22 protein-coding genes are annotated in these 21,354 nt (G+C 69.6%); 5 read left to right on the plus strand and 17 right to left on the minus strand.

The genetic code is table 11. The annotated features are described in order from the left end of the window. Window positions 1-23: 23 nt before the first annotated feature. Complete coding sequence (locus tag CA982_RS20040; protein WP_244176396.1) at window positions 24-527, plus strand: TetR/AcrR family transcriptional regulator; 504 nt, start codon at window positions 24-26, stop codon at window positions 525-527. Between the two features lie 15 nt (window positions 528-542). On the opposite strand, the gene CA982_RS20045 is transcribed toward CA982_RS20040, so the two are convergent. Next, window positions 543-1,511 carry an alpha/beta fold hydrolase gene (locus CA982_RS20045; RefSeq protein WP_086537053.1) on the minus strand — a complete coding sequence of 323 codons (969 nt, stop codon included), beginning with the start codon at window positions 1,509-1,511 and terminating at the stop codon, window positions 543-545. 240 nt (window positions 1,512-1,751) lie between these two features. Here CA982_RS20045 and CA982_RS20050 point away from each other — a divergent pair, with 240 nt between their 5' ends. After that, the gene (locus tag CA982_RS20050) at window positions 1,752-2,684 is read left to right on the plus strand and encodes an SMP-30/gluconolactonase/LRE family protein (RefSeq protein ID WP_244176397.1); all 933 of its coding nucleotides are present in this window, start codon (window positions 1,752-1,754) and stop codon (window positions 2,682-2,684) included. 39 nt (window positions 2,685-2,723) lie between these two features. Beyond that, window positions 2,724-3,308: a TetR/AcrR family transcriptional regulator gene (locus tag CA982_RS20055; protein ID WP_086537003.1), complete on the plus strand. Its 585-nt coding sequence runs from the start codon at window positions 2,724-2,726 to the stop codon at window positions 3,306-3,308. Between the two features lie 37 nt (window positions 3,309-3,345). Here CA982_RS20055 and CA982_RS20060 read toward each other — a convergent pair whose 3' ends face one another. Genes CA982_RS20060 through CA982_RS20075 form a run of 4 tightly spaced genes read right to left on the minus strand, consistent with a single transcriptional unit; the run spans window position 3,346 to window position 6,645 of the window. Further along, window positions 3,346-4,149 carry a type III pantothenate kinase gene (locus tag CA982_RS20060; protein WP_014928008.1) on the minus strand — a complete coding sequence of 268 codons (804 nt, stop codon included), beginning with the start codon at window positions 4,147-4,149 and terminating at the stop codon, window positions 3,346-3,348. A 17-nt stretch (window positions 4,150-4,166) separates the two neighbouring features. Further along, window positions 4,167-4,607: an aspartate 1-decarboxylase gene (gene panD, locus CA982_RS20065; protein WP_086537054.1), complete on the minus strand. Its 441-nt coding sequence runs from the start codon at window positions 4,605-4,607 to the stop codon at window positions 4,167-4,169. 2 nt (window positions 4,608-4,609) lie between these two features. Beyond that, a complete protein-coding gene (panC, locus tag CA982_RS20070) occupies window positions 4,610-5,557 on the minus strand; it encodes a pantoate--beta-alanine ligase (protein WP_086537004.1) in 948 nt (315 codons plus the stop codon). 23 nt (window positions 5,558-5,580) lie between these two features. Beyond that, window positions 5,581-6,645 (minus strand): Rossmann-like and DUF2520 domain-containing protein, encoded by a 1,065-nt coding sequence (locus tag CA982_RS20075; protein WP_086537005.1) that lies wholly within the window; start codon window positions 6,643-6,645, stop codon window positions 5,581-5,583. A 293-nt stretch (window positions 6,646-6,938) separates the two neighbouring features. Here CA982_RS20075 and CA982_RS20080 point away from each other — a divergent pair, with 293 nt between their 5' ends. Further along, complete coding sequence (locus tag CA982_RS20080; RefSeq protein ID WP_086537006.1) at window positions 6,939-8,351, plus strand: serine/threonine-protein kinase; 1,413 nt, start codon at window positions 6,939-6,941, stop codon at window positions 8,349-8,351. A 30-nt stretch (window positions 8,352-8,381) separates the two neighbouring features. Here CA982_RS20080 and CA982_RS20085 read toward each other — a convergent pair whose 3' ends face one another. From CA982_RS20085 to hpt, 9 genes are all read right to left on the minus strand, one after another. Beyond that, window positions 8,382-9,170, minus strand: coding sequence for a hypothetical protein (locus CA982_RS20085; protein WP_086537007.1), 789 nt, complete (start codon window positions 9,168-9,170; stop codon window positions 8,382-8,384). Between the two features lie 146 nt (window positions 9,171-9,316). Beyond that, on the minus strand, window positions 9,317-10,651 hold the full coding sequence (locus CA982_RS20090; RefSeq protein ID WP_086537008.1) for a DUF6779 domain-containing protein: 1,335 nt from the start codon (window positions 10,649-10,651) through the stop codon (window positions 9,317-9,319). A 115-nt stretch (window positions 10,652-10,766) separates the two neighbouring features. Beyond that, the gene (locus CA982_RS20095; protein WP_086537009.1) at window positions 10,767-11,282 is read right to left on the minus strand and encodes a DUF3180 domain-containing protein; all 516 of its coding nucleotides are present in this window, start codon (window positions 11,280-11,282) and stop codon (window positions 10,767-10,769) included. After that, window positions 11,279-11,797, minus strand: coding sequence for a 2-amino-4-hydroxy-6-hydroxymethyldihydropteridine diphosphokinase (gene folK / locus CA982_RS20100; protein ID WP_086537010.1), 519 nt, complete (start codon window positions 11,795-11,797; stop codon window positions 11,279-11,281). The genes CA982_RS20095 and folK overlap by 4 nt, the downstream gene beginning before the upstream one ends. Continuing rightward, window positions 11,794-12,165 (minus strand): dihydroneopterin aldolase, encoded by a 372-nt coding sequence (gene folB, locus CA982_RS20105; protein ID WP_086537011.1) that lies wholly within the window; start codon window positions 12,163-12,165, stop codon window positions 11,794-11,796. The genes folK and folB overlap by 4 nt, the downstream gene beginning before the upstream one ends. Further along, window positions 12,158-13,012 carry a dihydropteroate synthase gene (gene folP, locus CA982_RS20110; protein WP_086537055.1) on the minus strand — a complete coding sequence of 285 codons (855 nt, stop codon included), beginning with the start codon at window positions 13,010-13,012 and terminating at the stop codon, window positions 12,158-12,160. The genes folB and folP overlap by 8 nt, the downstream gene beginning before the upstream one ends. 50 nt (window positions 13,013-13,062) lie before the next feature. Then, entirely contained in the window at window positions 13,063-13,674 is a 612-nt protein-coding gene (folE, locus tag CA982_RS20115; protein ID WP_086537012.1) for a GTP cyclohydrolase I FolE, read from the minus strand. 9 nt (window positions 13,675-13,683) lie between these two features. After that, window positions 13,684-16,074, minus strand: a complete 2,391-nt coding sequence (gene ftsH, locus CA982_RS20120) for an ATP-dependent zinc metalloprotease FtsH (protein WP_086537013.1) — start codon at window positions 16,072-16,074, stop codon at window positions 13,684-13,686. 161 nt (window positions 16,075-16,235) lie between these two features. Continuing rightward, window positions 16,236-16,799, minus strand: a complete 564-nt coding sequence (gene hpt / locus CA982_RS20125; protein ID WP_065629595.1) for a hypoxanthine phosphoribosyltransferase — start codon at window positions 16,797-16,799, stop codon at window positions 16,236-16,238. Window positions 16,800-17,131: 332 nt separating this feature from the next. On the opposite strand from hpt, the gene CA982_RS20130 reads away from it, so the two are divergent. Beyond that, window positions 17,132-17,836: a DUF8020 domain-containing protein gene (locus tag CA982_RS20130; RefSeq protein ID WP_086537014.1), complete on the plus strand. Its 705-nt coding sequence runs from the start codon at window positions 17,132-17,134 to the stop codon at window positions 17,834-17,836. Between the two features lie 27 nt (window positions 17,837-17,863). Here the strand turns inward: CA982_RS20130 and tilS are convergent, their stop codons facing one another. Genes tilS through dacB form a run of 3 tightly spaced genes read right to left on the minus strand, consistent with a single transcriptional unit; the run spans window position 17,864 to window position 21,326 of the window. Continuing rightward, window positions 17,864-18,817 (minus strand): tRNA lysidine(34) synthetase TilS, encoded by a 954-nt coding sequence (gene tilS / locus CA982_RS20135; protein WP_167383385.1) that lies wholly within the window; start codon window positions 18,815-18,817, stop codon window positions 17,864-17,866. Beyond that, the gene (locus CA982_RS20140; protein ID WP_086537056.1) at window positions 18,796-19,926 is read right to left on the minus strand and encodes a zinc-dependent metalloprotease; all 1,131 of its coding nucleotides are present in this window, start codon (window positions 19,924-19,926) and stop codon (window positions 18,796-18,798) included. The genes tilS and CA982_RS20140 overlap by 22 nt, the downstream gene beginning before the upstream one ends. Then, window positions 19,923-21,326 carry a D-alanyl-D-alanine carboxypeptidase/D-alanyl-D-alanine endopeptidase gene (dacB, locus tag CA982_RS20145; RefSeq protein ID WP_086537016.1) on the minus strand — a complete coding sequence of 468 codons (1,404 nt, stop codon included), beginning with the start codon at window positions 21,324-21,326 and terminating at the stop codon, window positions 19,923-19,925. Before dacB ends, CA982_RS20140 begins: the two co-directional genes overlap by 4 nt. Window positions 21,327-21,354 lie beyond the last annotated feature (28 nt).

Raw genomic sequence — 21,354 nt, forward strand, 5'->3', positions numbered from 1 at the left:
CCATACCAGATAGGGTTCTCCATGTGGAGAAACCAGCGAGCGCCCCCACCCGCGACGTGCTGCTCGACACCGGGATCACCCTCATCGGCACGGTGGGCATTCGCCAGGCGTCCGCACGCGCCGTCGAAGACGCGTCGGGAGTGCCTCACGGGAGCGTTCGGCACCATTTCGGCGGTCAGAGCGGCTTTCTGGCGGCGCTCGTCCAGCACGTCTTCACGGGCGACCAGGCGGTCGACGGTGAGTCGACGCGCGAGGTCATCGCTCGCTGGCTCGGCACCGATCGCGTCCGTACCCGGGCCCGCTACGAACTCATGCTCCTGGCGACACGCGACGAGGAGCTCCGGCGGGCCATGGTCGGACACCGCGACCGCTACGTCGAGGGCCTGGTCGACGGTGGGCTGCCCCGCACCGAGGCCCGGCAACTGGTCGCCGCGCTCGACGGCCTGGTCCTCGACGCGCTGCTACGGAACTCCGACGGCACCGACGCCGACCACGACCCCACCCCGCTGCTGCGCGCGTTCCGCTGACACCGCCCGGCGGGTTCACGTCTCCCCGACGACGAGATCGGCGGCCAGCGCGCGAAGATGTGCGGCCAGCTCGTCGACGCCGGGCTGCTCGACCGGGAAGTGTCCGCACCCGGTCAGCAGGTGGATGTCGGTACGCGCCGCGATCCGTCGCGCGAAGCGCACACTGACCTCCGGGGGCGTCCAGGAATCGGCCGCCGGGTGGACCAGCAGCACGCGCGGACCCCGATACTCCTCGGGGGCCCGCACCGGGTGGGTCATCAGGTCCGCCAGAAAACCCAGCGAGACCGACGATCCGGCACCCAACCGGTCGTCGAGGCACGCCTGGGCCAGGGCCGGGTCGAGGCTCATCGCCGACATCGGGGCGACCCAGCGGATCGGGAACCGAACCCGCGCGAGAACCCCGACCCGGGCGAGCACCGGCAGAAGCGGGGTGAGTCGACCGAGCGCCGGCGTGCGCGCGACCGCCCGGCGCGCATCGGGATCGCCTGCGAGATCGAGCAGGCACGTCGCGACGACCGCGGCGACCCGCCCGGTCCGGTCCGCGACCTCGTACGCCAGCATGCCGCCGAGGCTCGCGCCGAACACGACGAGCGGTCGCGGATCGTCGTCGGTCTCGGCCGTCGCGAGATCGCAGACCAGATCGACCCAATCCCGATAACGAACCCTGCCGCGGTCGGCGACCCGCGTACGTCCGTACTGGGGTAGGTCGAGGGCGAGCACCTCGAACCCCTCGTGCGCGAGGATCGCACCCACCGGCCAGACGAGAGCGCTGTGTCCGCCACCGCCGTGCAGCAGCAGCACGCGCAGCGGTGCCGCGCTCCGACGCGCCCGCAGGACGTGCACATCCACCCTCCCGCACGGCCGGTCGGAGCTCGACGGCCAAGCCCACCAGGTGGATTCGGCGACCGCCCCGGCGGCAGCGGATCGCCACGGTTCGGGCAGGAAGCGAAGATACGATTCGGCAGATTCGGATTCGCGGATCATGCACCCATCGTCGACCCCCCGCACAAGACAGACAACTCGCATTCCACCCGGGGTGACCAGATGCGGAAACGTCCACAGTGACAACGGTCTTCGTTCACCATCGACCTGATCCTCGGGGCACGCACTCAGCTTCCCGACGCCGAATCGCACGGATCCGACGATCCACCGCATCGCCGAGAATGCCGGGCATCGACGAACTACGACGCGATACGGTGTGGGCCGACGATGAGGCGGTGTGCGATGCGAGGGTCCTCGCGAGTGGGTGCGGTGGTCGTGGTGTTGGCGTCTGCCGTTCTGGGAGTCCAGGCGCCGACGGCCGTGGCGGCGCCGGGATGCGCCCACGTGCGGGTGACCGACATCGTTCCGTCGCCCACCCCGACCGGATGGTCGGAGAACGTCGGCTACGACGCAGCCGGAAACCTGTGGGTGTCGCGGATTCTCGAGAACGTCGTCGAGAGACGCAACCAGCAGGGCCGGGTCACCGCGCGCGTCCGCGTCGAGTCACCCGGCGCCGTCCGCCGAGGCCCGGACGATCTCCTCTACGTCGCCTCGGGCGACTCGCCGGTCACCATGCTGCCCGGGTCCCCGCTGGTCGGCAAGGTCCTGCGGATCGACCCGCGCACGCCCTCCGCGCCGGCGACCGTCTTCGCACGCGGACTCGGCATGCCGAACGGGCTGGCCGTGGACCGCACCGGCGACGTGTACGTTTCCGACGGACGGCTCGGGGTCGTCCGGATCCGCCCGGACGGTTCCGTCGATCACGCCTGGTCGGCCGCGGCACCGAAGAACCTGACTCCCAGCGCCACGATCAACGGAACCGGGATCAACGGCGCGGTGATCGTCGGTCGGGATCTCTACGTCACGCTGACCGTCAGCGCAACGGGTCGCGTGCTGCGTGTCCCGCTCGCCGATCCCGCCGCCTATTCCGTGGCGGCCGATCTCGCCGCACCGCTACCGGGTGTGCTCGACGATCTCACCGAGGTGACCCCCGGGCGGCTCGCGGTGTCGTCGACCACCGGGCAGGTCCACCTCGTGGACCTCGGAACAGGTCGGAGCTGCACCGCGAACGTCGGGCAGCCGGTGACCGCCCTCGCAGCGGTACCCGGTTCGGCCGGTCGCCTCGTGGCCGGAACCGAATCGGGGGTGCTGCTGACCCTCTCGATCGGTCGGTGAATCCACTCCCCCGCCGCGCGAACGCGAGGAACCGATCAGATGCGCAAAATACCACGGCAACAACGTTCTTCGTTCACCGTCGAGACGATCCTCGAGGCGACCACCCAGCTTCTCGACACCGAGGGCGCGGAGCTGACGACCAACCGCATCGCGGAGAAGGCCGGGGTCTCGGTGGGTTCGATCTATCAGTACTTCGGCGACAAGCAGGCGATCATCGACGAAGTCGCGCTGCGCCACCTCGACGCCGCCGACCGGGCGATGACCGCGGTGCTCGACGACAACCCGGTCGGCTCCTGCCCGTGGCCGGAGGTGCTGCGCGCGGTGATCGAGGTGGCGGTGCGCGAGAACTCGACCCACGGCCGCGCCCATGGGCGCCTTCGCGAACTGGCCGATCCGGCACGCCTCGCCACCGGATACACCGCCCTCATCAACACCCTGATCGCCCGGCTGACCGCATATCTCGTCGCCGACGGCTGGTCGGCGGAAGCCGCGGCCGCCGACCTACGGCTCGCGTTCGCGGCGGTCGACGCCCAGGTCCATCAGCTGGCCGGAACCGACCTGAGCGGTGACGAACTGACCGACCGCATCGCGGCCTACACCGAGGCCGCGCTCCGCGGGCGCTGACCTCAGCGGCCGGGGCCGACCGCCTCGGTCCACGAGATCACTTGCCGCGACGCGGGTTGGCCTTGGCCCGTTCGTGGACCAGCCGCAGCCCCTCCAGGGTCAGATGCGGGTGATGATCGGTGAGCGAACGACATTCGTCGAACATGAGCGGGGCGAGGTATCCGGTCGCGACGACGGTGACGTCGTCGCCGTCGAATCCCGGGACGGTGTCGCAGACACGGTCGACCAGTCCGTCCACCTGACCGGCGAAGCCGTAGAGGATGCCCGACTGGAGCGCCTCGACGGTGTTCTTGCCGAGTACGCCGCGGGGCGGCATCAACTCGACCTTCCGAACGGTGACTGTGTGTTCGGAGAGCGCCTCGACGGCGAGGTTCACGCCGGGCGCGATCGCCCCGCCGAGGAACTCGCCCGACGCCGAGACCGCGTCGACGACCGTCGCGGTACCGAAGGCGACCACGATGCACGGGCCGCCGAATTCGTGATGCGCGGCCAGACAATTGGAGACCCGGTCGGTGCCGACCTCCTTGGGGTTGTCGACCAGGAGGGGCACTCCCGTGCGCACCCCGGGTTCGAGCAGCACGTGGGGGCCGTTGCCGAAGTAGCGCGGCACCATGACGCGGAGTTCACGCAGGAGCGACGGCACCGTCGACAGTGCGCTGACCCCGGTGACCTGGTCGATGTCGTCACCGAGCATGCCGCGGAACGCCCACGCCAGCTCGTCCGCGGTGTAATGCGGGTCGGTGTGGATACGCCAATCCCGCACCAGGCGTGCATGATCCCCGACCCCGGCATACACACCGAGATGGATGTTGGTGTTGCCGACGTCGACGGTGAGCAGCATCGAAGAACGTTCTCGCGTCAGAGGGACGCGTCGGCGAACAGCGGCGTGTCGAGCTGACGCGGGTCGAGCAGACCCGAGCCCTCGGGCACGTCGGCCGGATCGTCGCCGGTCGTCACGATCCGGTTCTGCGCGTCGACGAAGACGACGTTCGGCGAGTACTCACGCAGCTCCGCCGCGTCGAGCATGCTGTAGGCGATGATGATGACGAGATCGCCCGGGTGGACGAGATGGGCTGCCGCGCCGTTGATCCCGATGACACCGCTGCCGCGCTCGCCGGCGATCGCGTAGGTCACCAGGCGGGCGCCGTTGTCGATGTCGACGATCGTGACCTGCTCGCCTTCGAGGAGGCCCGCGGCGTCGAGCAGGTCGGAGTCGATGGTCACCGAGCCGACGTAGTGCAGGTCGGCCTGGGTCACGGTGGCGCGGTGGATCTTCGAGGTCATCATGGTGCGCAACATGGTCATCGTCCCTCTGTCGTGGTTGTGGTGGCATTGGTCCAGGCGATTTCTTCGTCGAGCGCGGCGATCCCGCCGACCGTCACGCCGACGTTGTCGATCAGGCGAGCGCTGCCGAGCCGGGCCGCGACGAGCAGCCGGCCCGGGCCCTTCTCCGGCGGTTCCTCGAGCTGCCGTCCGTGCAGCGCCAGATAGTCGACCTCGATCTGCGGCACCGTGGCGAGCACCGCCTGGGCGGCAGCGAGAATGGCGTCGCGCCCGCCTTCGGCCGCGTGGGCGCCGGCGACGAGCGAGGCCGAGAGGGCCGTCGCGAGCTCCCGCTGCTCCGGGGTGAGGTACCGGTTGCGCGACGACATCGCCAGCCCGTCGGACTCGCGGACGGTCGGGACCCCCACGATGTCGACGTCGAGGTTCAGATCGGTCACCATCTGCTTGATGAGCACCAGCTGCTGATAGTCCTTCTCACCGAAGAACGCCGCGTTCGGTCCGACGATGTTGAGCAACTTGAGGACCACGGTCAGCATCCCGGAGAAGTGGGTCGGTCGCGAGATGCCGTCGAGGATTCCGCCCGCCTCGCCCGGATGCACCGTCGTCCGCGGACCGTTCGGGTACATCGACGACGCCGACGGCGCGAACACCAACTCGACGCCGAGCGGCTCGAGCAGGGCGAGGTCGGCGTCGAGGGTGCGCGGATAGGCGTCGAGGTCCTCGCCGGCGCCGAACTGCAGCGGATTGACGAAGATGGACACCACCACGACCGTGTTGCCCTTGGCCTTGGCGGCCCGGACGAGCTGGAGATGACCGGCGTGCAGCGCGCCCATGGTCGGGACGAGCACGACGCGCTTGCCCGCGGCACGCAGCGCGCGCGTGACGCGGGTCAGGGACGCCGGCTCCCGGTGCACGGTCATCCGACCGGCCGAGTAGGTGGGTCGGTCGTCGAGCGGGCCGCTCACGCCGCCTCCTCCGCTTGGTGATGTCATCGGTCCTCCAGTGCGTCGATCAACGCCTGCGGCGCGTGGGTGTGGTCTGCCGCGCGGCGGGCGAGGGTGCGGTACGCGTCGGCGATGCCATGCGGTCCCGTCCCGCCGGGCACGGTGCGCAAGGCTGCCAGGTGCCGGGCGACCGCAGGGGCGTCGCCCCGGGCGACGGGTCCGGTCAGGGCCGACGGGCCGAGTTCCAGCACGTTCCGCAACGACGCCGCGACCAGCGGGCCGAGGATGCGCTCGGCGAGGCGGTCACCGTGCCCGTCGACGGTCGCGGTGTCGCGGCCGGAGTGGTCGATCGCGGCGTTCAGCGCGACGACGGCGTCGGAGATCAGGGCGATCAAATGGTTGGCGCCGTGCGCGAGTGCCGCGTGGTAGAGCGTGCGATCGGCCTCGGCGATCCGTACCGGGTCGCCGCCCATCTCCAGCACCAGCGACGATGCGATGGCCTCGCCCACCGCATCGGCGGCGGTGATCGCGAAGCATGCGTTGGTGAGGCGAGCGGTGTCGTCCTCCGACCCGACGAAGGTCATCGCGGGATGCAGTGCGATCGCCAGGCCACCACGATCGGCCACCGGTTGCAGCACCGCCACCCCGTGCGCGCCCGCGGTGTGCGCGACGATCGTCCCGGGCCGGAGCGACTCGGATGTCGCGATCTGCTCGACGACGGTACCCAGGGCCGCGTCGGGCACGCTCACCAGCAACAGCTCGGACCGTGCGACGACCTCGTCGAGGTCGAGTATCTCGGAATCGGGAAGCCGGCGAGCTGCTCGGCCGCGCGACTCGGGCGAACGGGCGACGACGGCGCCGACCACGTGCCCGGCCTTCTCCAGTGCCTCACCCAGCGCCGTCCCGACCCGGCCGGCGGAGATGAGACCGACGGTGAGTCGAGCAGGCGCCGGCAGGTTCGTCATGCCGGGAAACGGATCGGTGGGAGCGGACCGCGGATACGCCTCGTCCGCGAAGGGGCGATCGGGATGCAGACCATCGCCGAAGGCGTCGTCGCCACCGGCTCGCCGTGCGGACGGCATACCGGCATCACCGCTCGGTGAGGTCACCGCTGTCCTCCAGAGTGTCGTTCCAGTCCCGCCTCTGCCGAAACCACCGTCGCGCGAGCGAACTCGCTGCGGCGGCGTCGGCACGGGTACCAGACGTTGCAGAGCAAGAGTAGGTCCGACACCGCGGCCGGTGCCAACGTCTGTGACAGGTGTCACCCCGACGTCGGGAGGTCCCGGTCGCCGGGCTTGTCGACCGAACGACGGAACCACCGGTGACCTGGGCCGAAGCGGCGTAGTCTGAGGCGGCCGCCGCCGTCTCACCGACACGCCCGCACACACACGAGGGTCCGCCCATGAGCTTGGAACCGGGCACACAGTTCGCCGGATACACGGTCGTGCGCAAGATCGGCGCAGGCGGAATGGGCGAGGTGTACCTCGTCCGCCATCCGCGGCTCCCCCGCCACGACGTCATCAAGCTGCTCGCCGAGCACGTCTCGACCGATCCGACCTTCCGCGCCCGGTTCACCCGTGAGGCCGACCTCGCCGCTCAGCTCGACCATCCCTGCATCGTCAGCGTCTACGACCGGGGCGAGGTCGACGGGCGGCTCTGGATCTCGATGCAGTACGTGCCCGGCACCGATGCGGCCGCGCTGCTCGCGAGTGCCCCCGGCGGACTGCCACCGGCCGATGTCGCGGCGGTGGGCGATGCGATCGGTGCCGCGCTCGATCACGCGCATCGGAGCGGGCTACTCCATCGCGATGTCAAGCCGGCGAACATCCTGCTCAGCACGGAGGAGTCGGCCCCGCGCTTTCCCGGGACCACCGAGCAGCGACGAATTCGACTGGCCGACTTCGGCATCGCACGATCGACCGACAGCGGCGCGACCTCGCTCACGTCGACGGATCTGGTGATCGGTTCCTTTCCCTATTCGTCGCCCGAGCAACTCTCGGCCCAGCCCCTCGACGCCCGCAGTGACGTGTACTCGCTGTCCTGCACCGTCTTCGAGTTGCTCACCGGCACAGTTCCGTTCACCGCACGCACGCCCGCGATGATGATCCACCACCATCTCAGCACGCCACCTCCGGACGTGTCGGCACTCCGGCCCGACATCCCGCGGGCGGTGGCCGACGCCGTGCGTGCCGGACTCGCGAAGGACCGGGCGGACCGGCCACCGACGGCGGGAGCGTTTGCCGTGCAACTCCGTTCGGCGATCGACACCACGACTTTTGTGCCGGCGCCGGGAGCGAAGCGAGCGGGCCGATCCACACCGGCGCCGGGAGCGAAGCGAGCGGGCCGATCCAGGCCGGCGCCGGGACTGCGGCCGACGGTCCGCGCGCCCACCGCCGCGATTCCCGCAACCGCCGCGACCCCACCGAGAGGTAGCGGGTCGCGGACCGGTCAACCGACGTCCCACGTGGGTGCGACTGCATATTCAGGACTACCGGGACAGACTGTCCCGCAACATGATCCAGGGGTGTCGACGATTCGGGCCTCACGGGACCTGCCGGTTCTGGACCCACCGCAGGCCGATGCCGGCCCTGCCCGGCGGACCACCGCGTCCCTTGCCTGCGGCGTGGCGGCCGTTCCGTTGAGCGTCGTCGGCGGGCTGGGCCTACCGGTCGGGATGGCCGGTTGGTATCTGGCCGGTCGCGGTCAGCCGAACTCGGCCGGCCGACTCGCCCGGATGCTGTGTGCGCTGGGCGTCGTCCTGAGCCTGGGGTTCATCGTGTTCACCGTCGGCCGAGCCGTGATGATGCAGTTCTGAACCGAACCTGTTCTCTCTGTTCCACTTTCGTCAACGATAGAAGTCGCGGGCCCCAGCCTGCTGCGGGTCGCGCCCCTGTCGTGACAAGGCACCGAACACCGAATCGACCACCCACAGGGTGACGATCCCCGCCACGATGTCGATGACGTCGTCGAACGGGGAACGGAACCTCGGCGAGAACGGATCCAGCACCTCCGAGGCCGGAACGTTGAGGAGTCGCCCCGTGCCGTCGACGATCGCGTCGACCGGGTTCGACGCCCAGCCCTCATAGGCGTTGATCGCCAGCAGTGCGATGACCGGGATCGCCAGCACCCACCAGAATCCACGCCGCCGCGCGACCGACCACGCCACGATCAGCAGGACGACGAAGGCGGGCATGTTCTCCGAACAGAAAGTGAGGATCGGGTACTCCCCCGACCGCACCAGGACGGGCACCTGGCCGCCCCAGAATCCGAGCGCACCGACCGCGCCGATCACCACCGCGATACCCGACCGAAGCGGACTCCGCGCCAAGATCCCCAGCACGAGAACCGTGTACAACGGCATCAGCGCTGTCAGCGACCAGATGAGCAGCAGACTCGCCTCGGGCCCGTTGGCCTGGAGGTTCGCGTGATACTCGGGGAACGGGGCGCCGTCGAGCGGGTCGAATGTGAAGAGCCACAGCACAGTCGGCCACCAGGCGATGACCGGCAGGAACAGGGCGGCGCTCACCAGTGATTGCTTGACCGCGTTCCCACGGTCGGTGTGGCGGATCGCGGCCATCGACGGACCGGACCCGGGCCCGAGACCGAACTCCCCACCAGCGAGCGTCTCGCTCATACGGGAATACTAGGGCGATCGTCCAACTCGCACGGCCGAAAGCGCGGCAACGTCACAGATGTGACCCGAACGGATGACAGAAGCGTACGAGGGATTGCCCGGTGGGCATCCTCTGCGGCCGAACGCCTGCGGGTTCGACCGGTGACTCAGCCGTTCCGGCGGCGTCGCCCGCCCCCGGACGTCTCGGTCTGCGAACGCAACTGGTTCAGGAGTTCGGAGACCGGCAGTCCCGCCGAGTGCGCCGATTCCGCGTCGTCGTCGGTGGCGCGGCGTCGGCGGCCACCGCCGTAGGACTCCGCAGCCCGGCCACCCGGCGGATTCTCGTGCCGGCCCGCGGCCGACAGGAACGCGGGCGGTTCCACGTCGTCGTCGGTATCGGTGGCAGTCGAGACCTCGGCGTCGGGTGCGTCGGCCGTCGGCGTGCCGGTTGCCCACTCATCGGTCGGGGTGTCGTCGGTGTACAGCGGCTGATCCGCGGCGGCGGCCTCGGCCGACGTGCCGGCGGCCGGGGGTGCCGGCTCCTCGGCATCGCTCCCGAGATAGAAGCCGCCGGAGAACGGCAGCGACGCGGACTCCGCGCCGGTGGGACCGGCCGAGGTGGCCGCCTGCGCTTCGGGATGATCGGTGTCGACGATCTCGGCGTCGGACACTTCGGTGTCGGACGCGACGCCGGACGCTTCGGCGTCCGGCACATCGCCGGCGGCGGGACCGGCCGGGGTGGTCGTCGCGCCGGCCTCCTCGGGCGGGACCTCCGTCGCGATACGACCCGAGATCGGATCGTCGGTGACGATCGGGATCACCTCGGTCATCTCGTTGGGATCCACCGGACCGGTGTGCCGACCGTCGTCTGTGGTGGGAGCGGTGGCCGCGAAGTCGCGGGCGGCGAGCACCCCGTCGTCGGCGTAGGTCGCGCCGTACGAGGACACGCCCCCCAGGTCGCCGCCGAAGTCGCCACCGAAGGTGGCACCGGCCCGACGTCCTGCCCGGGATTCGTCGTCCAGGCCCGAGGCCAGTTCGCGCATCTTCTCGCTCGACAACGCGACCCGCTGGTCCGGGAGCGGCTCGCCGAGGAGCATCTCCAGGCTGGAGCGCAGCGCCAGGACCTGAGCCTTCAGTTCGGACAGTTCCTCGTTGGACTCCGCGGTCACTTCTTTGCGGATGGTCGTCTCGACGTCGAGTTCGTACTGACGACGTGCCGCGATCTCGCGTTCGAGCTGGAGTTCGTAGACGAGACGCAGGTCCCGGCTCTTCGCCTCCGCACTCTCGGCCTGCCGTCGGAACTTCGTCACCAGGATCGCGCCGATGACGGCCGCCCACAGCGCCGCGATGACCGCCAGCGAGCCGGTGATCGACAATCGGTCGGTGAAGACCATGAGGATGCTGGCCACCAGGGCGAGCACGATCAACAGGCCGAGCAACCACTGAGCCGGTGACCGACTCGACCGGCGCGAGTCGGCGGCACGGCCGTTCGAGGTCGTCATGATCGTGAATTTACCCGCTGTGAGTACATTCGGACGTCAGGCGGGTGCGGAGTTTCTCAGATAGTCCGCATGTTAGGCGCCACATCGACGACCTCATCGCCACGCGCGGCAACCGTCACGAATCGCCCACTGCAGACGGGTCGTCGGGGGCCCGGCAGCAGTATTCGAGCCACAGCGCCGCGGCGACGAGGAGCACCCCGCCGATGAGTCCGACGATGGCACCCGGCCGATCGTGGTCGGCGGCGGCCAGATCGTGTTGCCCGAGCAGGAACGCCAGCAATCCCAGCCAGACTCCGACGGCGATCGCGCCGAGGATCGCAGAAGCCTTGGCCAGAGCCAGTACTCGGGCGGCCGTGAGCGGATGCAGTTGCCCCCGCGCGCGTCCCACGTCTCGGGATTCGACACGGGAGCGGACGACGAAGGCGATGACGATCTCGAGTGCGGCGAGCACGTACAGCACGACACCGGCGAGCAACGGCAACGGCGGGAAATCGGAGTAGTTGTACCGCACCAGGATCCACGCGACGATCGCGGTGACCGCCGCGATCGCGGCGAGATCACGGACCCGGGTCGGACCGAGGCCGGTCTGCTCGTCGTCCTGATCCGGCCGCCGCGGATCGGGCGCACTCACGCGTCGGCCCCGGTGAGACGACCGACCGGGTGCACCGCATCCCGCTCGGCGGTGTCGAGCCCCGCGACGAGGTCGGCCACCGCACGGACACCGGCCGGCGTCCACAGGGTGGCGTCGGGCTCGATCTCCAGCCACGGGACGAGCACGAAAGCCCGTTGCGCCGCACGCGGATGGGGCAGCGTCAGGTCCGGGTCGTCGGCGACGACGACACCGCCGGCCTCGGCCACCGTAACCACATCGACGTCGAGAGTTCTTGGCCCCCAGCGGATGTCCCGAGTTCGTTCGGCGGCGCGTTCGAGCTCGAAACCACGCTCGAGCCAGTGCCGGGCACCGTACGGGCCGTCGACGACGAGCGTGATGTTGCGGAAGTCGTCCTGCTCGACCCCGCCCCACGGAGGTGTCGAATAGACCGCGGACACCGCGATGAGGTCGTCGGCGAAACCCTCGACGACCGAACGCAGGTGCGCCATCGGGTCACCGACGTTGGACCCGGCCGAGAGCACCGCGCGGCTCATCGTGTCCCCTTGCGGGAGCGACGGGTCACCACCGCGACGTCGTCGAAGGTCAGCGGGATCGGCGCCGACGGCTTGTGCACGGTCACCTCGCACGCACTGATGCGCTCGTCGGTCATGATCGAGTCCGCGACCTCGGCGCCCACCTTCTCGATGAGGTTGCGCGGTTCGCCCCCGACGATGCCCGCGACCTGGTGCGCGAGCGCGCCGTAGTCGACGGTGTCGGCGAGGTCGTCGGACTCCCCGGCGGCCTGCAGGTCCAGCCACAGCACGACATCGATGAAGAAGTCCTGGCCGTCGGCCCGCTCGTGGTCGAACACACCATGATTGCCACGGACTTTCAGCCCGCGCAGTTCGATCCGGTCAGCCATTCGATTCTCCTACCGGTGATGAGGTTCGGGAACCGCCGGCACGCCAGGCCGCGGCGACCGCGACCGCGTCGCGACTGCTGGCGACATCGTGCACGCGCACACCCCAGGCGCCCGCGGCGGCGGCGAGTGCCGAGACGGACGCGGTGGCGACATCGCGCCCGGCGGGCGGGCGGTCCGCGCCGTCGCGGCTCAGCAGGGTGCCGAGGAAACGTTTGCGGGAGGCACCGACCAGAATCGGGAAACCCAGTCCGGTGAAGGTGGGCAACGCGTGCAGCAGGGCCCAGTTGTGTTCGGCGGTCTTGGCGAAGCCCAGCCCCGGGTCGAGGATCAGGCGGTCGGCGTCGACACCGGCCGACACCGCGGCGTCGACCTGGGCGAGCAGCTCACCGCTGACCTCGGCGACGACGTCCCGGTAACCGCCGACATCCCCGCTGCGGTGGGTGAACCGGCGGTCGGCGCTGTCGCCGGCCGGACGCCAGTGCATCAGAACCCACGGCACCCCCGCCTCCGCGACGACCCGCGCCATGTCGGCATCGGCACGCCCGCCGGAGACGTCGTTGACGATCGCCGCGCCGGCCTCCACCGCCGCGGCCGCCACGGGCGCACGCATCGTGTCGACCGAGACGGCGACCCCGTGCGCGGCGAGTTCGCTGATCACCGGCACGACGCGCGCCGTCTCGAGGTCGGGGTCGACCCGGATCGCACCGGGGCGAGTGGACTCGCCACCGACGTCGATGAGGTCGGCACCCTGGTCGATCAACTCGAGTCCGTGCGCGACGGCCGCCTCGGCGTCGAGGTAACGACCACCGTCGGAGAACGAGTCCGCGGTGACGTTGAGGACACCCATCACGAGGGTCCGGTGCACTCCGCCGCGGGCGGGGACCGTGTGCGCCGTCGTCACCGGGTGATCAGGTCGAGGGCTTCGCCGCGAGAGACCGCACTGGTCTTGAAGATGCCGCGCACCGCGGACGTCGTGGTCGTCGCACCGGGTTTGCGGATGCCACGCATCGCCATGCACAGGTGCTCGGCCTCGATCACCACGATCACCCCGCGGGGCTCGAGCCGACGCATCATCGCGTCGGCGATCTGACTGGTGAGCCGTTCCTGGACCTGAGGGCGCTTGGCGTACAGGTCGACGAGCCGGGCCAGTTTGGAGAGACCGGTGACCCGGCCGGAGGTGCCGGGGATGTACCCCACGTGCGCGACTCCGTGGAAGGACACCAGGTGGTGCTCGCAGGTGGAGTACATCGGGATGTCCTTCACCAGCACCAACTCGTCGTGATCCTCGTCGAAAGTCGTCGCGAGAACATCGTCGGGCTCGGTGTAGAGACCTGCGAACATCTCCCGGTACGCGTTCGCCACCCGCGTCGGCGTCCGGAGCAGACCTTCGCGGTCCGGGTCCTCGCCGACGGCGAGCAGCAACTCGCGAACCGCAGCTTCGGCGCGCGCCTGGTCGAACTCTGATCGAGGTCCGGCGAGTACGGCGTCCTGCCGCTCGTTGATGCTCATCCGGCCACTTTACGAACTCGGCCGGGAGTCGTCGTCATCGGCGCGGTGTCCCCACCCGTTGGAGTCGCCGTTGCGCCCCGGGCGCGGCTCGGGCTCGGGCGGCCAGCCGGGCGCCGACCAGTCCCGCGGAGCGCCGTAATCCGGGCGCGTTCCACCGCCGTATGATCCGCCCGCCCCGGGCCGGCCGGCACCCCGATCCGGATACTGCGGGTTCGGATACTGGGGGTTCGGATATTGGGGGTTCGGATACTGCGGATTCGGATACTGGGCACCCGGATGGGCCGGCGGGTACCCGTTGTCGGGGTACCGCGGTTCCGGGTTGCCCTGGGTCGGTGGTGTCGATCCGCCCGACGTCCCCGGTTCGGGGTACACCGGCGGATAGTTCGGCACCTGGCCCGGAACCTGCGGGGCACCCGGATAGCCGGCTCCCACCGGTTCGGGGACCTTGGCCTGCTCCGGCGGCGGCCACGGCTCACCCCGTTCGATGGCGAGCTCGCCCGGGGTCTTCACCGGCGGCTTGTCGCTGGGCGTGCGCTCGCCGAAGTCGTTGAAGGTGGTGATCCGCGGACGCTTGTCGACGTCGGAGAAGATCTTCTCGAGATCCTTGCGGGTCAGCGTCTCCTTCTCGAGGAGCTCGGTGGCCAGGACGTCGAGGGTGTCCCGGTATTCGGTGAGGATGGCCCACGCCTCGGTGTGCGCGGCCTCGATCAGCCGGCGCACCTCGTCGTCGATCTCACTCGCGATCTCCGCGGAGTAGTCGGTGTGCGAGCCCATGGACCGGCCGAGGAACGGATCGCCCTGGTCCTGTCCATAGCGCACCGCGCCCAGCTTGGAGCTCATGCCGTATTCGGTCACCATCGCCCGCGCGATCTTCGTCGCCTGGTCGATGTCCGACGACGCACCGGTCGTCGGCTCGTGGAACACCAGTTCCTCGGCGGCACGCCCGCCCATGGCCATCACGAGCCGCGCGATCATCTCCGAGCGGGTCATCAGGTCTTTGTCCTGCTCGGGGACGGCCAGCGCGTGGCCACCGGTCCGCCCGCGCGCCAGGATCGTGACCTTGTAGATCGGGTCGAGATCGGGCATCGCCCACGCGGCCAGGGTGTGACCGCCCTCGTGGTAGGCCACCACCTTGCGCTCGTGCTCACTGATGATGCGGGACTTGCGGCGCGGCCCGCCGATGACCCGGTCGACCGCCTCCTCGAGTGCCTCGGCGGTGATCGTCTGCTTGTTCTCGCGCGCTGTCAGGAGCGCCGCCTCGTTGACGACGTTGGCCAGATCGGCACCGGACATCCCCGGCGTGCGCTTGGCGAGACCGTCGAGATCGGCGCCGGAATCGATCGGCTTGCCCTTGGCATGGACCTTGAGGATCGCCCGGCGACCCGCCATGTCGGGGTTGCCGACCGGGATCTGACGGTCGAAACGGCCGGGACGCAGGAGCGCCGGGTCGAGGATGTCGGGACGGTTGGTCGCCGCGATCAGGATGACGCCCGAGCGGTCGCCGAAGCCGTCCATCTCGACGAGGAGCTGGTTGAGGGTCTGCTCACGCTCGTCGTGACCGCCGCCGAGGCCCGCGCCGCGCTGGCGGCCGACCGCGTCGATCTCGTCGACGAAGATGATGCACGGACTGTTGTTCTTCGCCTGCTCGAACAGGTCGCGCACACGCGACGCTCCGACGCCGACGAACATCTCGACGAAGTCCGAACCGGAGATGGTGAAGAACGGGACACCCGCCTCGCCGGCGACGGCGCGGGCCAGCAGCGTCTTGCCCGTTCCGGGCGGGCCGAAGAGCAGCACACCACGGGGGATCTTCGCGCCCAGGGCCTGGTAGCGCGCCGGGTTCTGCAGGAAGTCCTTGATCTCGTAGAGCTCTTCGACGGCCTCGTCGGCGCCCGCGACATCGGCGAAGGTCGTCTTCGGCATGTCCTTGGTGAGCTGCTTGGCCTTGGACTTGCCGAAGCCCATCACGCCACCGCGCCCGCCGCCCTGCATGCGGCTCATCACGAAGAAGAACAGGCCGAACAGCAGGATCATCGGCAGCACGAAGATGAGGATCTGCCACAGGACGGACTGCTCGTTGACGTTGGTCGTGTACGGGGCGCCGGTGCCCTGGACAGCCTCGAAGACCTGGTCGCCCGCCTGCGCCGGATACTTGGCGCTGATCTTGTCGGTGTCGGCGTCGTTGACCTTGACCGGGGACTTGAGCTCGATCCGGAGCTGCTGCTCGCGATCGTCGATGCTGATGAACTTGGTGTTCTTGTCGTTGAGTTGCTGCAGTGCGACGGAGGTGTCGACGCCGCGGTACTCCCGACCGGAGTCGCTCATCACGCTCCAGCCCCAGAGGGCGAGCAGGATGAGCGCCAGGATGGCGAGGTTGCGGAAGACTGTCTTACGGTTCATGCCAGTTGGTGGGGGTCGGGCGGGCTCGCGGGATCAGTCCCGGTGCCGACGCCGTTCCCATGTCCTTCCCGTCGACGTACACATTGAGGCTACCGGTCAACGATCACGCTGGTGAAACCGTTCCCTCGCAGGTCGGCGCGCATGTCCTGCGCCCAGACGCGTCAGTGCGTGTACACCGACGGCTTCAGCCGGCCGATGTAGGGCAGGTCGCGGTACCGCTCGGCGTAGTCGAGGCCGTAACCGACGACGAACTCGTTGGGGATGTCGAAACCGACGTCGGCGACCCTGATCGTGGAGCGCACGGCGTCCGGCTTGCGCAGCAGGGCGCACACCTCGAGGCTGCGCGGCGAGCGCGTGGCGAGGTTCTTCATCAGCCAGGACAGCGTCAGGCCCGAGTCGATGATGTCCTCGACGATCAGCACGTCACGGCCCTCGATGTCGCGGTCGAGGTCCTTGAGGATGCGGACCACACCCGACGACGACGTCGACGACCCGTAGCTAGACACCGCCATGAACTCCATCTGCGACGGGATCGGGAGCGACCGCGCGAAGTCCGTCATGAACATGATGGCGCCCTTGAGGACACCGATGAGGACCAGATCCTCCTCGATGTCGGCGTAGCGCGACGCCACGGACTGGGCGAGTTCGGCGGTGCGCTGCTTGATCTCTTCTTCGGTGATCAGGACAGCGTCGATGTCGGCGGCGTACGGGTCGGCAAACTGCACGCTTCCAGCTTGTCATGTTTTGCCGGTGACGCGACGAACCGGGTGCCGCACCGGCCTCCCGGCCGCGCATCCGGAAATGAGCGGCCGTCGACCTGCGGTTTCTCCAGGAAATGCCAGCTCACACCATTTCCGATCATTCACATCGACATTTCCTGAATTTGCAATGCTGATAACGGTCGCATAACAACTCATCACACGAGCACCATTCCCAGACGTTGCGTTTCGATGTGGATCAAGCGTCTGACATTCTCGGAAAGAGAGAGCTGAGCAACAGATCTCTGATATCCCCTCCCTTCTCACGCCCTGTCCTGTGTGGACAAGAAGGAGCACTCGTGTTCCCCACTTCGCGTACTCCCCTGCGCAAAAAACGCCTCAGCGTCATTCTCTGCCTGGCCACCGCAGTCGTCACGGCGTTCGCCGCGACCGCCGAAGCTGCACCTCAGAAGGCCCCGGCGGCGACTTATGACGCTTCCTGGAATGCCTCAGCGCTCACTCTCACCGTGCACAACGCATCGGTGAGCACGGAGAACGGGAATTTGACGGTGCGCGATACCGCCGGCGCGGAACTGTTCCGCATGCCGCTCACCTACCGCAACGAATTCCGGCAGTTCCCGATCGACACCCGGACCGCGGGCAACAAGGTGACCCTCATTCCGTCCCGCGAGGTCACGCGCTCGACGGCGCTCAATCCGACCGAGGTAGAGAAGATACGCGGCATCGCTCGGCACAATGTCGCCGCGCCGCAGACGCGGCAGGAACGCGACGATCAGGCTCTCGAACGTTTCCAATCACAACTCCGTACCGGTACGTCGGTCGGGACATTGGTCGGGACCGTGGTCGGCGGAATCGTCGGCGGCGTGATCGGTTGCGTCATCGGACTCGTCGCCGTTGTCGTGGGCTGCCTGGTGGGCGTCGCGCCGGCGGCCGCGATCGGCGGCATCGCGGGCCTTGCCCTCGGTGGCGGCGGCACGCTGATCGGTGCGGGTATCCAGTACTTCCAGACGATCAACTCGCCCTTCACGCCGCCGCGTCGATAGACGCAGAACCCACGACGACGGTCCGTCTCACCTTGCGGTGAGGCGGACCGTCAGTGTTTCGCCGGACCGGACGACGACACGTCTGACGCCGGGGTCGCCACCGACGGCGATCTGGGTCCGGTCGGCAGTGGCAGCCGCGTCCAGGAGACCCGCGACGGACGAGATGACCCGATGGGTCGGTTCGGTCGCCCCGATGTCGAGCAGCCAGGAACGCAGCGCACGCATCCGGACCGCCGGCGGCGCGTCGCGCAGCGGACCGATCGCCAGGCTGTCTCCTCGCCCCGCCTCGGCCAGCACCCGGGACGCCCAGCCGTCGAGCGCTTCGTTGTCGGCGCGCACTCCCTCGGCGGTGCGACACAATGCCTCGACGGCCCCGCCGTGCAGCACGTCCTCCAGCAACGGGAGGACTTCTGAGCGCAGGCGGACGCGGGTGAATCGCGGATCCCGATTGTGCGGGTCGTGGTGGGGTGCGAGACCCAGTTCGGTGCACGCCCCCAAGGTCTGGTGTCTGCGGACCCCGAGGAACGGTCTGCCCCAGGGCTCCTTCCAGGCGCGCATGCCGGCGATCGACCGTGCCCCGGAACCACGGGCCAGCCCGAGGAGCACGGTCTCGGCCTGGTCGTCGGCGGTGTGTCCGAGCAGAACCGGCCGGCCATCGCGGGCCCCGTCGAGGGCCGCGTACCGGGCGTCGCGCGCGGCGGCCTCGAGACCTCCCCGCCGTCCGACGCGCACCGGCAGGACCTCGACTCGGGCACCCAGGGCAACCGCCGCGTCCGCCGCGGTCACCGCCACCTGGGCGGAGCCCGGCTGGAGCCCGTGATCGACGACCAGCGCGGTGACGTCGAGACCCGCGCCGACGGCCGCCGCGGTCAGCGCGAGCGAGTCCGGGCCGCCGGAGAGCGCCACGCAGACCTCGGTTCCGAGCCGGTGAGCGGCCGCGAAATCCGCGACCGCCCGCCTCACAAGACCCGCTGAATCCATGCCCGCGGGTCGTCGATCTCGTTCGGCAGCGGCATCGTGTCCGGCGAGGTCCACACGGTGTTGAACCGTTCCATGCCGGCGGCCTCGACCACCGCGTCGACGAAGGCCTTTCCGCGGATGTACTGCGCGAGCTTGGCATCCATCCCGATGAGAGCCCGGATGAGGCGCTGCACCGGATTCTGCGGTGCGGTGCGTCGTTTGTCGAAGGCGGTGCGGATGCGCGCCACCGACGGCACGTGCGCCGGACCCACCGCATCCATGACGTGGTCGGCGTGCCCCTCCAGCAGTGTGCCGAGAACCATCATGCGCTGGAAGGCGGCGTGCTGCTCAGGACTCTGCAGCAATTGCATCGCGCCGATCACGCCCTTCTCGCGCGGACCGTCGGAACCCTTGAGCGCCTTGGTCATCCGCGTGACGATCTCGGTGGTCGACTCGCCGGCGTCGGAGGTGAGCACCGCGACATTGTCCTGCATGTAGTCGCGCAGCCACGGGTTGGCCGAGAACTGCACGCGGTGGGTGACCTCGTGGAGACACACCCACAGCCGGAAGTCCGACGGGATCACCTTGAGTTGGCGTTCGACGTTGATGATGTTCGGCGTCACCACCATCAGCACACCGGGCTCGCCGGTCTCCGGATCGGGCGTGAACGGATCGTACTGACCGAGGATCGCGGTGGAGAGGAACGCGAGCAGACCACCGGCCTGCAGTCCGCCGAATCGTGCCCCGAGCCCGGGGGAGCCCGCGTCGGCGGATTCCTCGTCGGAACCCAGCATCGATCGCATCGACAGGGAGGCGGCGTCGATCCAGCCGGCCCGGTCGAGGACTCGGGTGGTCGGCACGCGCAGGCCGTCGGCCAGACCCGTGACCTCCCGGACCGGGGCCTCGGCGCGCGTGGCGGCGTCGGCCAGTTCGGCCCGGGCCGCCTCGTAGGTGTACGCGGTCGTCTTCGGGCCCGGCCGGGCGAGTCGCCTCGCCGTGGACGCGGCGAGCGACCAGTCGATCTGCGAGCCGATACCCGGTCGGCGTTCCCGGTCGACGGCATCCTCGGCGCCCGCTTCTCCGGTCGTCCCTGCCGTTGCCTCCGGCCCGGCGATTCCTGACGTGGTCATCGGCACCCGCACTCTCTCAGTTGACCCACCACCGCATCGAGGGCGGGTCGCGCGTCCGCCGGCGAGGTGCCGCCGGACATCAGGGCGAACGACAGCACGCGGCCGTCGACTGTCTGCACTATGCCCGTCAACGAACTGACCCCGGTCAGTGTTCCGGTCTTCGCCCGCGCCCACCCCGCGCCCGGGTTGTCGGCGGCGTCGAACCGGTCGGCGAGCGTGCCGGTGCCACCGGCGATCGGCAGACCGTCGAGCATCGGGCGCAGGGCCGGCTTGCCGGGCCCGCTCGCGGCGGTCATCACCGCGTCGAGCAGTTCCGGCGTGGTCCGGTTCGCGTACGAGATCCCCGACGCGTCGTGCAGCGTCGTACCGGCCCACTGGTCCGGGAACTCCGCCGACAGCACCTGCTCGACCGCCTCGACCCCACCCGCGTGGGTCGGCTGCCCGCCGCGGTGGACCGAGAGTTCGACGGCGAGCGATTCGGCGAGCACGTTGTCGCTGTAGCGCAGCATGTCGTTGACCCGGGTGACCAGCGGGGCCGACTGGACCTTCGCGATCACGCGCTCGTCTCCGGACCCGCTCGGGGCGGTACCGCTCGCCTCGGTGACGGGTCCCTCGACGCCGAGCGCGGCGGCCAGCGCCTCGCCGGCCATGATTCCCGGGGTCGCGGTGCGCGGCGAGTACTCGTCGAGCGGTTCCAGCCGGGCGCCGTCGACCATCAGCGATTCGATCGGCGCGATGTCGCCGCCCTGGATGTCCCGCCGATCCCAGGTGGTGTCCATCGTCGGCCCCGAGAACGCGCTGAGGTCGACGGCCACCGACGTCACCGGGATCTCGGTCTCCTCGATCTGGCGCGCGAGGTCGGCGATGCGTCCCGGGTCGGTGTAGAAGGTGTCGGTTCCGGCGGGCTGGGCGGACAGGGTGGGATCGCCCGCACCCCGGAGGATGATCTGCCCGTTGCTGCCGGCCACCACCGTCGTCGTCAGTCGCTGATCGTGCGGCACGGCCTGGAGGACCGCGGCCGCGGTCAGGATCTTGGCGTTCGACGCGGGAATCCGCGGACGCTCGGGGTTGCTGGTCCACAGGACCGCGCCGGTGAGCGAGTCGCTGATCATGCCGGTGAGTTCGCCGAGCGCGGGGTTGCGCAGGGCCGGGGCGATCGCCCGCGACACCCCCGACGGGGTCGGCTCGGGCGCGGAGGCGACCACCGGGTCGATCCGCGGGTCGACGGCGACCGCGGCGGGTTGCGGCGGCACCCCCGGCGGGAGTTCCGGCTCCCGGTCGATGCGGAGCGCGATCACGACCGAGGCCGTCGCGACGAGGGCCAGGATCACCACCGCGGTGATCGTCCACCACAGGAGTCTCCGGCCGCGGCGACCGCCGTTTCGGGTGGATGCGCCCACAAAGCCTCCGGGTCTCTCGCGGTTCACG

This window comes from Gordonia lacunae (genome assembly GCF_002149015.1).
Classification (GTDB): domain Bacteria; phylum Actinomycetota; class Actinomycetes; order Mycobacteriales; family Mycobacteriaceae; genus Gordonia; species Gordonia lacunae.